This window comes from Xenorhabdus griffiniae, from assembly GCF_001028135.1.
GTDB classification, from domain to species: Bacteria; Pseudomonadota; Gammaproteobacteria; order Enterobacterales; family Enterobacteriaceae; genus Xenorhabdus; species Xenorhabdus bakwenae.
The window spans coordinates 95,613-110,579 of sequence record NZ_LDNM01000008.1 but is presented as its reverse complement, the minus strand read 5'-3'; the positions used below and the strand labels follow the sequence as shown (position 1 = coordinate 110,579).

The 14,967-nt window shown below is 42.8% G+C and carries 14 protein-coding genes and 1 pseudogene; 8 read left to right on the top strand and 7 right to left on the bottom strand.

Annotated elements, in window-relative coordinates; genetic code table 11:
- The 5 genes and pseudogenes from AAY47_RS23135 to exbB all read right to left on the bottom strand — a co-directional run.
- Window positions 1-137, bottom strand: a pseudogene (locus tag AAY47_RS23135) (transposase); the annotation flags it as partial.
- A 136-nt stretch (window positions 138-273) separates the two neighbouring features.
- Window positions 274-549: a type II toxin-antitoxin system mRNA interferase toxin, RelE/StbE family gene (locus AAY47_RS02980; RefSeq protein ID WP_047766757.1), complete on the bottom strand. Its 276-nt coding sequence runs from the start codon at window positions 547-549 to the stop codon at window positions 274-276.
- 6 nt (window positions 550-555) lie between these two features.
- Complete coding sequence (locus AAY47_RS02975) at window positions 556-816, bottom strand: type II toxin-antitoxin system RelB/DinJ family antitoxin (RefSeq protein ID WP_047766756.1); 261 nt, start codon at window positions 814-816, stop codon at window positions 556-558.
- A 181-nt stretch (window positions 817-997) separates the two neighbouring features.
- A complete protein-coding gene (gene exbD, locus AAY47_RS02970; RefSeq protein WP_047766755.1) occupies window positions 998-1,423 on the bottom strand; it encodes a TonB system transport protein ExbD in 426 nt (141 codons plus the stop codon).
- Between the two features lie 6 nt (window positions 1,424-1,429).
- Window positions 1,430-2,425: a tonB-system energizer ExbB gene (gene exbB / locus AAY47_RS02965; protein WP_047766754.1), complete on the bottom strand. Its 996-nt coding sequence runs from the start codon at window positions 2,423-2,425 to the stop codon at window positions 1,430-1,432.
- A gap of 464 nt (window positions 2,426-2,889) precedes the next feature.
- Here exbB and metC point away from each other — a divergent pair, with 464 nt between their 5' ends.
- The 4 genes from metC (at window position 2,890) to AAY47_RS02945 (ending at window position 6,580) form a co-directional block, all read left to right on the top strand.
- Window positions 2,890-4,083, top strand: a complete 1,194-nt coding sequence (gene metC, locus AAY47_RS02960) for a cystathionine beta-lyase (RefSeq protein ID WP_047766764.1) — start codon at window positions 2,890-2,892, stop codon at window positions 4,081-4,083.
- A gap of 162 nt (window positions 4,084-4,245) precedes the next feature.
- Complete coding sequence (locus AAY47_RS02955; RefSeq protein WP_047766753.1) at window positions 4,246-4,917, top strand: DedA family protein; 672 nt, start codon at window positions 4,246-4,248, stop codon at window positions 4,915-4,917.
- A gap of 207 nt (window positions 4,918-5,124) precedes the next feature.
- Complete coding sequence (gene dkgA / locus AAY47_RS02950; protein ID WP_047766752.1) at window positions 5,125-5,955, top strand: 2,5-didehydrogluconate reductase DkgA; 831 nt, start codon at window positions 5,125-5,127, stop codon at window positions 5,953-5,955.
- A 307-nt stretch (window positions 5,956-6,262) separates the two neighbouring features.
- Window positions 6,263-6,580 carry a hypothetical protein gene (locus AAY47_RS02945; protein ID WP_047766751.1) on the top strand — a complete coding sequence of 106 codons (318 nt, stop codon included), beginning with the start codon at window positions 6,263-6,265 and terminating at the stop codon, window positions 6,578-6,580.
- Window positions 6,581-6,587: 7 nt separating this feature from the next.
- On the opposite strand, the gene AAY47_RS02940 is transcribed toward AAY47_RS02945, so the two are convergent.
- Entirely contained in the window at window positions 6,588-7,253 is a 666-nt protein-coding gene (locus tag AAY47_RS02940; RefSeq protein ID WP_047766750.1) for a YtjB family periplasmic protein, read from the bottom strand.
- Between the two features lie 116 nt (window positions 7,254-7,369).
- Between AAY47_RS02940 and serB the strand changes: the two genes are divergently transcribed.
- The 4 genes from serB (at window position 7,370) to AAY47_RS02920 (ending at window position 13,063) form a co-directional block, all read left to right on the top strand.
- Complete coding sequence (gene serB / locus AAY47_RS02935) at window positions 7,370-8,347, top strand: phosphoserine phosphatase (protein WP_047766749.1); 978 nt, start codon at window positions 7,370-7,372, stop codon at window positions 8,345-8,347.
- A 28-nt stretch (window positions 8,348-8,375) separates the two neighbouring features.
- The gene (radA, locus tag AAY47_RS02930; protein ID WP_047766748.1) at window positions 8,376-9,758 is read left to right on the top strand and encodes a DNA repair protein RadA; all 1,383 of its coding nucleotides are present in this window, start codon (window positions 8,376-8,378) and stop codon (window positions 9,756-9,758) included.
- A gap of 675 nt (window positions 9,759-10,433) precedes the next feature.
- Window positions 10,434-11,660 (top strand): multifunctional transcriptional regulator/nicotinamide-nucleotide adenylyltransferase/ribosylnicotinamide kinase NadR, encoded by a 1,227-nt coding sequence (nadR, locus tag AAY47_RS02925; protein WP_047766747.1) that lies wholly within the window; start codon window positions 10,434-10,436, stop codon window positions 11,658-11,660.
- A 674-nt stretch (window positions 11,661-12,334) separates the two neighbouring features.
- Window positions 12,335-13,063 (top strand): ATP-binding cassette domain-containing protein, encoded by a 729-nt coding sequence (locus AAY47_RS02920; protein WP_047766746.1) that lies wholly within the window; start codon window positions 12,335-12,337, stop codon window positions 13,061-13,063.
- Window positions 13,064-13,136: 73 nt separating this feature from the next.
- Here AAY47_RS02920 and ettA read toward each other — a convergent pair whose 3' ends face one another.
- Window positions 13,137-14,804: an energy-dependent translational throttle protein EttA gene (gene ettA, locus AAY47_RS02915; RefSeq protein WP_072059729.1), complete on the bottom strand. Its 1,668-nt coding sequence runs from the start codon at window positions 14,802-14,804 to the stop codon at window positions 13,137-13,139.
- Window positions 14,805-14,967 lie beyond the last annotated feature (163 nt).

Sequence of the window (14,967 nt, the reverse complement as noted above, 5' to 3'; positions counted from 1 at the left end):
CAAGGTTCTATTTTATGGCTCCACCGGAACAGGGTACGAATAGAAATCTCAAAATGGACACTCGTTTGCTCGAAAGTCAACGAATGTTTATCTTTGTATGCCAGGACTCTTTTTCGAAAATCTAGACTGTAACCCATTTCACTTTATGCCTTGTCATATTGGATTGGGATATTATGCCATATTGGTATGATTTAGCTATATTGCCTTTTGACTGGAAGGATCAATATTAGTGCTTTCCCAAAACTGCCCGATTAGTGATTCGGGCAGTTCCAATTAGAATAGATCGGAGTGCGTTCCTGTTCTCTCAAATCTAATCAGATTATCAGTAATTTTGTAAATAAGTATCCAATCAGGCTCTATGTGAGCATCCCTGTAGCCTTTGTAATTCCCTTGCAGGGGATGATCTTTGTATATAGTTGGTAAAGGTAGCTCATTGTTAATTAAGAGTTTCATTAGATCTTTCAACTTGCTCATATCCTTATGGCGTTTTTGAGCCAGTTTCAAATCTCGTTGAAATTGGCTTGAGTATTCAATTTCCCGCTGCTTCATGGTTCATTAAATGCCCAATTTGTCAAATAGATCGTCAACATCTTTCGCTTTATGGATATTTATACCGTTTTCACTATCAGCAATGGTTTTTGCAGTCAGTGCGTTAGGAATACGCATATCGAACGGTAACGCCTTCTCTTTGGCTACTTTGGTCAAAGTCATTCTGATTAAGTCAGATACCGTTAAACCCATGCTAGCCAGTACTTCAGCAGCTTCATTTTTTAGTGTTTCATCTATACGAGCACGAACAAATGCATTTGCAGCCATGTTGAATCCCCTATGTTGATCAATAAACATACCGTAGCTCAATTGAGATACATAATCAAATATAAAGACATTAATCGAAATATGCAGCCATTCGGGATAAAAGAGAAAATATGAGAGTGATTACTTAAAACTGCCCGATTAGTGATTCGGGCAGTTCATATTTTGGGGCATCTTAGAAAAGTTATTGCGCAGAAACGGATTCCATCCCCACTAATCCCACTTTGAGATAACCCGCTTTACGTAGAGAATCCATGACGCTCATCAGGGTTTCATAATCCACGGTTTTATCAGCCTGGAAGAAAATTGTCGTGTCTTTGTTGGACTGCGTGGTTTGATCCAATACCAAAGACAAGTTATCACGATCAATGGCTTGCTCTCCCACATACAACTGCTTATCTGCTTTCACCGTCAAAAATACCGGTTTTTCTGGTCGTGGTTGCGGTTTAGCGGTTGATGCCGGCAAATCAACTTTGATATCTACCGTTGCCAATGGTGCTGCCACCATGAAAATAATCAGCAGTACTAACATCACGTCAATAAACGGCGTGACGTTAATTTCATGCAGTTCACCGTTATCGTCCAAATCTTCATTAAGACGCATTGCCATAATTTATTACCTTGCTTCTGTTTTTTCTGCTTTGCTTTCAACCAGATCAAGATCACGCCCCAGCAATAGGATTGCTTTAGCGGCCATGTCACCCACCTGACCACGGTATGACGAAATAACGCGGGCAAAAACGTTATAAATCACTACCGCAGGGATCGCTGCCACCAGCCCCAATGCTGTCGCTAACAGGGCTTCCGCAATCCCTGGTGCAACCACAGCCAGGTTAGTCGTTTGTGAATGCGCGATGCCGATAAAACTGTTCATGATCCCCCAAACAGTACCAAACAGCCCCACAAATGGAGAAATTGCACCAATGGTCGCCAGATAACCGTTACCCCGCCCCATATGGCGACTAATTGCTGCGACGGCACGTTCCATACGGAACGAAGTTCGCTCTTTAATTCCAACCTTGTCAATGCTGTCAGCAGACAGGGTGCGCTCTGACTGTGCTTCACTCAACAACAGACGACTGACGCTGCGATTGCCAAAATCTGTTGCAATCTTCACTGCCGCATCCAGATTGGCAACGTCAACCAAAGCCAATTGCTCCTTGCACAAACGGCGGCGGGCCATTAAAAGTTCAGCCCCTTTGGAGAACAGCAGCGCCCATGTGATGACAGAAGCAACCACCAACCCCACCATGACGGTTTTTACTACTGCATCTGCGTTTTGGTACATGCTCCAAACAGATAAATCCGTTGCAAAGCCGCCGGACGGGTTGCCAGAAACGTCTTCACTAGGTGCCGCAACGGTTTCAGTCGTCACGGTTTCTGTCACGGTTACATTTTCCGCTGTATCCGCTGCCACAATTGGCGCATCTGCGGTTGTTGGTGCATCAGTTGTTGGTTCAGCCGCTTGTGGTGCTGCGGAAGATGCTGGTGCTGCCGGAGAAGCGGCTACCTGAGCAGCGGACTGATTTTCTGGTGTGGCTGGCGTGGTGTCAGCCCATGCTGAACTTGTTAATCCGAGTGCCAATAGAATAGAAGCTGTCAAATTACGCATCAGTTAGCCTTACTCTCTTTCTTATAGATTCTGTTACTTAGCAGTGAATCGCGTTTACTCATCTTGCTAATCCTAATATGTCCTGCGTCATGGCCCACCTTTTAACCCTGTATCTTCGCCCTCTTGCAGCCTGATAACGGCACTGCAAGGTAAATTCAGGAAGATGCGGGTTTCGTTTGAACCCTGAACCATACCTCTTACCTCGAAAGAGGAAAAAGTCCGCGACAAATGATATCAGACATTTGGCGATTTGATAGTAATTATCATTACTATTTAATAAAAAAGTACCACTTAATGATGTTCTTTCATTAATCGATCCTGATTTACCCTCACCCGCTCACCGTGAATTTTCGTCAAGTTACTCGAATCTCTTTGGTAAAACACCCCAAATCTTTTAACTTGCTAATCATTATTTGCACGATTCTATTTAGAGACAGGCAGGAAATAACTTGGGGAATGATGCCATGACAGAAAAAAAACTCGAAACCTTATTGGTTAGTGCAGGGCGACAAAAAAGATATACGCAAAGTGCCGTTAATCCCCTGATTCAACGCACTTCATCTGTCATTTTCGATACTGTTGAAGATTTAGAACACGCCTTGAAAAACCGGGCTAGGGGTGAATTATTTTATGGGCGCCGTGGCACACTGACCCATTTCTCTTTCCAGGCCGCGATGGCTGAACTGGAAGGGGGGGCCGGTTGTGCACTCTATCCTTCCGGTACGGCCGCTATTACTCATTCAATTCTGGCATTTGTGGCAACCGGTGATCATGTTTTAATGACAGGGACTGCCTATGAACCTACACAGGAATTTTGCCATCATGTTCTGAAAAAAATGGGGGTTTCCACCGATTATTTTGACCCCATGATCGGAGAAAACATTGCTGCGCGGATTCAACCTAATACCAAAGTTATCTTTCTTGAATCACCCGGCTCCCTGACGATGGAAGTGCAAGATATTCCTGCTATTGTGCGTGCTATTCGACAAGTCAATTCTGAGATTGTCATTATCATCGATAATACATGGGCGGCAGGCGTACTGTTTAAGGCGCTGGAGTTTGGCATCGATATTTCCATCCAATCCGCCACCAAATATATTATCGGTCATTCAGACGGGATGCTGGGCACGGCCGTCGCCAATGCACGATGTTGGGAAACGCTTAGAGAAGGATCTTACTTGCTAGGGCAAATCGCCGATCCCGATACCGTGTATATGGCAAACCGAGGGCTGCGAACGTTAGCGATTCGTTTAAAACAACACGAAGAAAACAGTATCAGAATTGCCAAATGGCTTGTGCAGCGGCCGGAGGTTGCCGAGGTTTATCACCCTGCCCTGCCTTCTTGCCCGGGGCATCAGTTCTTTCAACGTGATTTTACTGGTTCCTGTGGGCTATTTTCTTTTCTCCTGAATACCCAGCTGACACACCAACAATTTGCTGATTATCTCGATAACCTGAATCATTTTAAGATGGCCTTTTCGTGGGGAGGTTTTGAGTCATTGATTTTGGGCATTCAACCAGAAATGCTGCAACGACTGCGTCAATACCCTTCGCCGCAAAAAGCGGGCACCTTATTCCGTCTCCATATCGGGCTGGAAAATCCACAAGACTTGATTGATGATCTGGAAGCCGGTTTTGCTCGTTTGGCAGTTCGTTAACGTTCACCTTTTAATTGTGGCTATCTCTTTTACTGCGTATTTACAGATAGCCACGGTTTCCCTGATGCTGATTCAAATCCCCCCCTATCTCATCATTTTGCGGTACACTGAGGCAGATCTGTTTGTTAATTATTTTTACTCGCAAAAGTCACAGGATAAACAATGGAAACGTTAAGCGAGATCGTGCATGCACTCTGGCATCATGATTTTAACCAACTGGCCAATCCAGATGTCATCTGGGTTATTTATGGCGTCCTCTTTGTCACGCTAGTGTTGGAAAACGGGCTACTGCCAGCCGCCTTTTTGCCCGGCGATACTCTGCTGGTGCTTTCCGGTGCCCTGATTGCCAAAGGTGTCTTGAACTTCATCCCTACGGTAGTTCTGCTCACCATCGCGGCAAGTCTGGGTTGTTGGCTGGGTTATTTACAGGGGCGCTGGCTCGGCCATACCCGTATTGTCAAAAACTGGCTGGCTCAACTTCCCTTGCAATATCGCCAACGTGCCAATGTATTATTCTCTAAACACGGTCTGTCTGCCCTGCTTATCGGACGCTTTTTAGCATTTGTGCGCACTCTCCTGCCAACATTTGCCGGTATTTCTGGTCTAAATAATAAACGCTTTCAATTTTTTAACTGGTTAAGTGGCTTCTTATGGGTCATTATTATCGTGGGTTTTGGCTATATTTTAAACCAGATCCCTTTCGTTAAAGCACATCAAGATACGGTCATGAATATTTTGGTGATTTTGCCTGTCATTCTGTTGTTCAGTGGGTTATCCGCTTCTCTGCTGATGTATTGGCGTTATAAGAAAGGAACAGCAAAGAAAAACAAATAACAGGCTGAATGGCATCCCAGGATGCCAATACACGGCAGAATTGGGCGGGGTTACGGAGGGTTTAAAAGAAAAACGAATCAATAAAGTTATCCACGCCACTCGTCGGTTTTCTGGAAAGTTCGGGCGTAGAAATTTATCTTTCAGATTAGCTGCTTGATGGCAGATCTCTTCCAGCCATAAAAAGTTCCAAACCTAAAGGAGGTAATAATGGGTCAGCAGACAATTATTAAACTCGCTGATGAGAATCACATGCCACAATTAGGGCTTGGCGTTTGGAAAGCGAGTAATGAGCAGGTTGTTAAGTCTATCCATACCGCATTAGAAGTCGGTTATCGCTCCATTGATACAGCCACCATTTTTCATAATGAAGAAGGTGTGGGAAAAGCCTTAAAAGAAACTGATATCCCACGCGAAGAAATTTTCATCACCACCAAGCTCTGGAATGATCGCCACCTGGATGCTCGTGCAGCATTACAAGAAAGCCTGGGCAAACTACAGTTAGATTATGTTGATCTCTATCTCATTCAGTGGCCAGTACCCGAACAGGATCATTATGTTGATGCATGGAAGCAACTGATTGAACTGAAAGAAGCCGGCCTGACTCGCAGTATTGGCGTCTGTAATTTTCATATCGAGCACTTACAAAAAATAATACAGGAAACGGGGATGGTTCCCGTCATCAACCAAATTGAACTGCACCCCTTACTACAACAGCGACAACTTCACTCATGGAATGCTACCCATTATATTACAACCGAGTCTTGGAGTCCGTTATCACGGGGCGGAAAAGGCGTTTTTAATTCTTCATTGGTTGAACGTCTGGCATTTAAATACGGCAAAACGCCAGCGCAGATTGTGATTCGTTGGCATCTTGACTGCGGCATGATTGCCATTCCTAAATCGGTTACACCTTCCCGTATTAAAGAAAATTTTGATGTATTTGATTTCAGACTGGAAAAAGAAGACTTAACCGCCATGGCTGAACTGGACATCGGGAAGCGCATAGGCCCAAATCCCGATACTTACAATCAATTCTAGTGAGTAAAATCACCCGCCATAGATTCATCTCTCCATCCCAATGAGCCTGAACGCTGTTCTTTAGCAGGGTTCAGGCCATGTACCTGAATAAAATCCTCTCCATAAAACACAATAATTCATCAATAAAATCAAAAAAATTAATAATAACTATGTTTACTATTTATGTATAAACCATGTTATAGACTTACTTCACATTGTTAAATAACAGGTATATTAAATAGATAATTGAAACACGCAGCGTGCTTATGACAGCGTTCAATCTATCTGCTTACATCAACATTCCAAACAAAAACTTAAGGAAATGATAATGGTTTATGTGGTTATTTCTTTATTAATGCTTATTCCTTTTTTCTTCGCCTTAAAATGGCTCCTGCTGTCACATCGGATCCACCACAACGCAGCGGGGATCTTACTTGCAATCGCAGCGATGGCCTTTCATATGTATATCTTTCGTTTTGACAATATTCCGATTGTGCATATTAATGTTGCTCATCAGCCGATTGTGTTTTATGGCGCAGTCATGATTGCACTTCTACACGGCGTACTCTATTCCATTTGTTTCAAGCGGTATTATGGAAAGAACATTGATAATGAGGAAAGTTATCCGCACAATAACCAACGGTAATGTCACATTACCGTTGGTTATCATCATCTTGTGCTTTACTTTCTGCTTCATCAGAAGATTTAGTATTGGCCGTCAGCAGATAAGGGGATTGTTGCCAGCGACTAGGAGACAGTTTCAGCAAGTTATGAGCCAGAATAAACCCAATCGCCAAAGAGAGCAGGAGCATTATCCTAAGTAAGTTCGTTGTGTTATCGACCTGTTTAGCCTCGGTCGCCAATCGATGTGTATCCAGTGTCAGGCGAAGAAAACCTTTTGGGTGATTTTCTCCTGGTATCGGCACAACAATTTGTTGGTTGAAATAACTACTGGATTTTTTGCCTTCCAACGATAATCGTTCACGAACAGAAACCGGTTCACCCCTTCGTGCTATCTGTGTGCCATTTTCCAGATAGACACTGGCATCCAAAATGCGGCTATTACTCGTTAAGTAATCTAAGTTAGCGATAATCTTTTTATTATTAAGATCTTTGCTACCATTCTCCATATAATCAGACAAGCTGAATGCGACCTGTTTTGCCAATGTTTTCGCCAGATCTTCAAATTGATCCATATGCGCCTGTTGTTGAGAACGGCTGAAATAGGAAACTCCCTGCATCAGCAGTACCAGCAGAGCTATACATATTAATATAATCGCCGTCTTGTGCAGTCTAATTTTTAGCTTGGTTTTTATCATCGTTATCTCGTCCCATGTTCAGAAAGCACATGTTGCCAGATGCGGTAATGATAGGATAGTTTGAAAAGCGTTTTTTGCCTGCACCAAATTATATGGAATTACAGGAGTCAATGTTCATGTCTAATAATCTGGCCTATCGCTATTTACCGGATGAGATCCATAAATGGCCCGGATTACCCCTATCCCTCAGTGGTGATGAAGTCATGCCTCTGGATTACCGGGCAGGAGATAGCGGCTGGTTGCTGTATGGACGTGGTTTGGATAAACAGCGTATCAGCGAGTTCCAGCACCGATTGGGCGCCGCCATTGTGGTGGTCTCTTCATGGCGGATCGATGATTATCAGGTTGTCCGTATTGCCGGTAGCCTTTCGCCGCGCATTAAACGGCAGGCAGATGAGTGCCGTTTGGATGTCGTTCCCTTGGGGCAGATCCCTCGCCTCCGCTCACCTGGCTTATTGGTGATGGATATGGATTCTACCGCTATTCAGATTGAATGCATTGATGAAATTGCCCGCCTGGCCGGAGTGGGTGATAAAGTGGCGGAAATCACAGAGCGGGCGATGCAAGGCGAACTGGACTTTTCAGAAAGTCTGCGCGAGCGAGTAGCACAATTGGCAGGTGCCGATGCCTCAATCTTGCAGCAAGTGATGGAAACACTTCCGCTTATGCCAGGGCTAACCAGTCTGGTTCGCAAGTTACAATCATTGGATTGGCATGTCGCTATTGCCTCCGGTGGTTTCACTTTCTTTGCCGACAATCTTCGCCAGCAGCTACGCCTTTTTGCCGCAGTCGCCAATCAACTGGAGATAAAAAATGGCAAGCTGACCGGTAAAGTCAAAGGGCCGATTGTCGATGCCAAATACAAGGCAACCACGCTGATAAGATTGGCAAAAGCCCTGAATATTCCTCTGAGTCAAACCGTCGCTATTGGGGATGGTGCCAATGATCTGAAAATGATCCGCAAGGCAGGGTTGGGGATCGCCTATCATGCTAAACCAAAAGTTTACACTCAGGCCAAAGTTGCTATCCGCCATGCAGATTTAATGGGCGTCCTGTGTGTATTGAGCGGTGGTTTGAAACACGAAGAACGCTGACAAAAGTATTATATTGAGGAAGTACAAAGTGGCAAAAGCAGCAAAACGGGCATTTGTCTGTAACGAATGTGGTGCGGATTATCCCCGTTGGCAGGGGCAATGTACCGCATGTCACGCATGGAATACCATTACGGAAGTGCGTTTAGCCGCCGCTTCATCATCCCGCAATGAGCGTTTTAGTGGCTATGCTGGGGACGCTGGGATCAGTAAGGTACAGAAACTCTCTGATATCAGCCTGGAAGAACTGCCCCGTTTTTCAACCGGGTTTATAGAGTTTGACCGGGTGCTCGGTGGTGGTGTGGTTCCCGGCAGCGCCATTTTGATTGGCGGTAACCCAGGCGCGGGGAAAAGTACTCTGCTTTTACAAACCATGTGCCAGCTATCCACCCAGATGAAAACCCTGTATGTGACAGGGGAAGAGTCATTGCAACAAGTGGCGATGCGAGCATATCGGCTGGGTTTGCCGACAGATCAACTGAATATGTTATCGGAAACCAGCATTGAGCAGATTTGTCTGATTGCAGAGCAAGAACAACCTAAACTGATGGTGATTGATTCAATTCAGGTCATGCACATGGCTGATATTCAATCGTCACCAGGCAGTGTTGCACAAGTCAGGGAAACCGCAGCCTACCTGACACGGTTTGCCAAAACCCGTGGTGTTGCCATTATTATGGTTGGGCATGTAACCAAAGATGGCACTTTGGCTGGTCCCAAGGTGCTCGAACACTGTATAGACTGTTCTGTCATGTTGGATGGTGAAGCTGATTCCCGTTTCCGCACCCTGCGCAGCCATAAAAACCGCTTCGGTGCTATTAATGAGCTAGGTGTATTTGCAATGACCGAACAGGGGCTACGGGAAATCAGTAATCCTTCCGCCATTTTCCTGAGTCGTGGCGATGAAATTACCTCGGGTAGTTCGGTTATGATTGTCTGGGAAGGCACGCGACCGTTGCTTGTTGAAATTCAGGCATTGGTAGATCACTCCATGATGGCAAACCCACGCCGTGTAGCCGTCGGGCTTGAACAAAACAGGCTGGCTATTTTGCTTGCCGTTCTGCACCGACATGGCGGTTTGCAAATGTCTGATCAAGATGTATTTGTGAATGTTGTCGGTGGGGTAAAAGTTACGGAAACGAGTGCTGATCTGGCGTTATTGCTCTCTTTGGTTTCCAGTTTCCGCGACAGGCCTCTGCCCCGTGATCTGGTGGTATTTGGAGAAGTGGGGTTGGCGGGAGAAATTCGCCCTGTTCCTAGTGGGCAAGAACGCATTTCAGAAGCCGCTAAACACGGTTTTAAACGCGCTATTGTTCCTCATGCTAACATGCCGAAAAAATCACTGCCTGACATGAAAGTATTTGGTGTCAAAAAGCTGGCCGATGCGTTATCTGTTCTGGATGATTTGGATTAATACACAATCTGTTATTCTTTTTAGAACTATACCAATCCAATTTCAAGGTGCGTGTTATATTTCCCCGTATAGCGGGGAAATATAAGGCCTCGCGCCATCTTGCGGATTACAACTTGACGTTTATCGAGTACATATAGCCAATAGATTTCAAGTTACTGCTTGAAATCTATTAAACAGCAATCTAAGTATTTTTCCTAATTTGCCAGAATATTCTCTCGCCTGCCATCACATATCAAACGAGGCGGATAATAAAATCATGACTAAATATTTTTATTCATCTTACTTAAATAAAAAATCAAATAGTTAAGCACTATACCAATTCAACTTCAAGATGCGTGTTATATTTCCCCGCGCAGCAGGGAAATATAAGGCCTCGCGTCGTCTGGCGGATTGCAACTTGAAGTTTATCAAGTATATATCATTTAATGCTTTCCTATTCTCACCATACGCTGTTATTTATTGATCACAAAATACTGGTTAAATTTAAACCACAAATAGTTATGTAAATATTTATATAACGAATAAAGCAGACAATTTGTTCAAGAATAATTGAACAAACGCTATTATCATTCCTCTTTATTGTTTAACTATCAATTTAGCATTTGGTTATTTTATTTTTACCTTTCACGACAAATATGCTACTTTGTTTAGTATACTAAACATAGAGGGGGTTTTATGGCGCAATTTGACTATTTGAAAGAGGCAATCAAACAGGCAGGTTATACATTACAGCAGGTTGCTGATGCCAGCGGAATGACCAAAGGCTATCTAAGCCAACTGGTTAATGCCAAAATAAAAAGTCCCAGTGCTCAGAAACTGGCTTCTCTTCATCAATATCTAGGATTAGCATATCCCATGGAAAAGAAAACGGTCGGCGTTGTGTTTGGTAAATTTTACCCATTACATACTGGACATATTTATTTGATCCAACGAGCATCCAGTCAAGTTGATGAGTTACATGTTGTTCTTTGCTATGACGAAGTGCGTGATCGTGAGTTATTCATCAACAGTTCGATGTCTCAACAACCGACGGTCAGTGACCGTCTGAGATGGTTGCTGCAAACATTCAAGTATCAGAAAAGTATTCATATTCATGCAATTGATGAACAAGGAATGGAACCTTACCCAAATGGCTGGGAAACGTGGAGTCAAAGTGTTAACTCGTTTCTGGCAACAAAAAACATCAATCCTAATTATATCTATTCCAGCGAAGCACAGGATGTTCCTCGTTATAAAGAATATTTCGGCGTTGAAACTGTACTTATCGACCCACAACGCTCATTCATGAATATTAGCGGTAGCCAAATCCGTCAGGCTCCTTTCCGTTACTGGGAATATATCCCTACAGAAGTAAAGCCATTTTTTGTACGTACCGTGGCTATTCTTGGCGGAGAATCGAGCGGAAAATCGACATTAGTGAATAAGCTGGCCAATATGTTTAACACAACCAGCGCATGGGAATATGGGCGCGAATACGTATTTTCCCATCTGGGAGGCGATGAAATGGCTTTACAATACTCAGATTACGATAAAATTGCATTAGGCCATGCTCAATACATTGATTTTTCTGTTAAATATGCCAATAAGGTCGCATTTATCGATACTGATTTTGTAACAACACAGGCATTTTGCAAACGCTACGAAGGAAAAGAACATCCTTTCGTTCAGGCGATGATTGATGAGTATCGTTTTGATTTAGTTATTCTTTTAGAAAACAACACCCCGTGGGTTGCAGATGGTTTAAGAAATTTGGGGAGCGAGCGAGATCGCAAAGAATTTCACCATTTGCTTGAAAGTTTGTTGAAAAAAAATAATATCGATTATATTTGTGTCAATTCACCGGATTATGACCAACGTTTTCTACATTGCGTTGAATTAGTGCAACAGATGTTAATGGAATAACTAACCTTTATATATAAAATAGATTACACTCATATTATTATCAAGGTTAATTGATAGTAATTTATTATTCAGTGTAATCTTTATCTTATTATAATTACCTCACCTTAACAATGAGTTAAATGTTTACTTTAGTTATCTTAACAAATGTAATAAAATAAATTGTGATAATAATATTTTTTGATACTTTAATTTTACTGTTTTGACTTGAATTACAGGGAAATAAATCATTTAATGAACAGGTCTATTGATTTATTTATATAAAATTTATTAGTTACGAATAAACCCACAAATATTCTACGTGTTTTTATCAATAACGGAGGTAATAACAAGTAACATTAAAATATTAACGAAATATAAAATGACTTTTCCCTTATTATAAAAGTGGAATAAAAATAGAAGAATTTATGCTATTTTTATTTTTTCATTGTTACCTTAAGCATAATTCATTAATATTATTGATTTTTATTCCAAGACTAAGAAACATCTCATTTATTAGATAGTCATAGTAAATAATAATTGACATAAGATGAGTATATCCTTGATGAAGATGTTTCACATATAGACTATTTTTATTCGTACAATACCGTAGGGATATCAGTATCATTACGAATGAATTTAGACAGCATATGTTTAAGGATAAAGTTTTAATCTTTTAACCTAATTGTGTTGAGAATATGAACTTGAATCAATTTAAATCGATTGAGGTTATCAATATTTCATATGGTTTAACTGATGCTACAGTTAATCATGAAATGATTTCAAATATCACATTTTCTATTATACCAGGTGAAATTACTTTGATAACAGGGCCGAAAGCATCGACTAACCGTACAGTGTTGTCGATTGCATCGGGTATGTTACAACCAGATCAAGGAGATGTATTAATTAATAATAACAAGTTGAAACTAATGAATGATGTGGAATTAGGAAAGTTTCATCATGAAAATAGTGGGTTTATCTTCCAAGATTTCAACTTATTTAGTGAACTCACTCTCTTAGATAACTTATTATTATCAATGGCTTATGGATTAACGCTTGCTCGCGAGCAAGCCGAAAAAATCGCGCAAAAATCGCTGGATATTGTGAAATTAGGCGATAAAAGCCGTTATTATCCAGGGGAACTGTCTGAAAACGAGAAACAATTGGCAGCCATGGCGAAAGCCATAGTCAGAAGACCTGAATATTTATTTGCAGATGACCCAACTCGCAATTTAGATCATCAGGCATTTCAGACGTTCATTAATATCTTTAAATTTATTGCCCATGAACGGAAAGGTACGGTTGTCATTGCCTCCCAGGATAAACGCCTGATACAACATGCAGGTAGCGTTATCACTTTAGCAAGTGGAAAGGCAACTAAGACTTATGAATCCATACTGGAACGACGCGTTTTAGTGTCGTAATAGCTCAATAACAACACGTTAGTTACCATCAACAAAAAAACGGCCTGATATCAGGCCGTTTTTTCTGGCAGACTTACTTGCTGATCTTTTTATATTTGATGCGGTGAGGTTGCAGTGCTTCCGCCCCCATAGTCCGCTTCTTGTAGTCTTCGTATTCGCTGAAGTTTCCTTCAAAGAAGGTGACTTTGCCTTCATCCTGATAATCAATGATGTGTGTTGCGATACGGTCAAGGAACCAACGGTCATGGGAAATAACCATCGCACAGCCTGGGAATTCCAGCAGGGCGTTTTCCAATGCGCGCAACGTTTCGACGTCTAAATCGTTGGTTGGTTCGTCAAGCAGCAACATGTTGCCGCCAACTTGCAACAGTTTAGCTAAATGCAGACGACCACGCTCACCACCAGATAATTCACCAACACGCTTGCCTTGATCGACGCCTTTGAAGTTAAAGCGACCAACATAGGCACGGCTCGGAATTTCAAAGTTGCCGATACGCATAATGTCTTGACCACCAGAAACCTCTTCCCAAACGGTTTTGCTGTCATCCATGCTATCGCGGAACTGCTCAACAGAAGCCAATTTAACCGTCTCACCCAGTGTCATTGAGCCAGAATCGGGCTGCTCTTGTCCTGACAACATACGGAACAGCGTTGATTTACCCGCACCGTTCGGGCCGATGATCCCGACAATCGCCCCTTTCGGCAAAGAGAAATTCAAATTGTCGATCAGAACGCGATCACCGTAAGATTTGGTCAGATTGGTGACTTCCAGCACCTTGTCCCCCAAACGTGGGCCAGGCGGAATGAACAATTCGCTGGTTTCATTACGCTTTTGGTAGTCAACACTACTCAGTTCTTCAAAGCGAGCTAAACGTGCCTTGCCTTTTGCCTGACGTCCTTTCGGATTTTGGCGGATCCACTCAAGCTCTTTCTCAATGGATTTACGGCGAGCCGCTTCTGACGCAGCTTCCTGTGCCAGACGTGCATCTTTTTGTTCCAGCCATGAAGAGTAGTTGCCTTCCCACGGAATACCTTCACCACGGTCAAGCTCCAGGATCCAACCAGCAACATTATCAAGGAAGTAACGGTCGTGGGTGATCGCAACCACTGTGCCTTCGTAACCGTGCAGGAAGCGTTCCAGCCATGCAACAGACTCAGCATCAAGGTGGTTTGTGGGTTCGTCAAGCAGCAGCATGTCTGGTTTTTCCAATAACAGACGGCAAATTGCCACACGACGGCGTTCACCACCGGACAAGTGTTCAATCTTCGCCTCCCATGCAGGCAGACGCAAAGCATCAGCCGCTCGTTCAAGCTGATTGTCCAGATTGTGTCCGTCATGAGATTGGATAATCGCTTCCAGCTCACCTTGTTCTTTTGCCAGCTTATCGAAATCCGCATCAGGATCAGCATAAGCCGCATAAACTTCATCAAGGCGAGTCAGCGCATTTTTCACTTCGCTAACAGCCTCTTCCACAGCTTCACGAACAGTATGTTCAGGATTAAGCTTAGGTTCTTGCGGCAGATAGCCGATTTTAATACCCGGTTGTGGGCGCGCTTCTCCCTCAATATCTTTATCAATACCCGCCATGATGCGCAGTAAAGTAGATTTACCGGCACCATTGAGACCGAGAACACCGATTTTCGCTCCAGGGAAAAAACTCAGAGAAATATTTTTCAGAATATGCCTTTTAGGAGGAACAACTTTTCCCACCCGATGCATACTATAAACATATTGAGCCAATGTAGTTTACCTTTTGATTAATCAAGAAATTTTAAAAATCATTTGCGTTTATCGCGTTTAGATAGTGTATTTTACCTATCCTCTTATCAAATAACACTTTTCCAGCGTTTTCCATTTGGTATGACAATTGTAATAACTCACATCAATAATATGATTATAATTA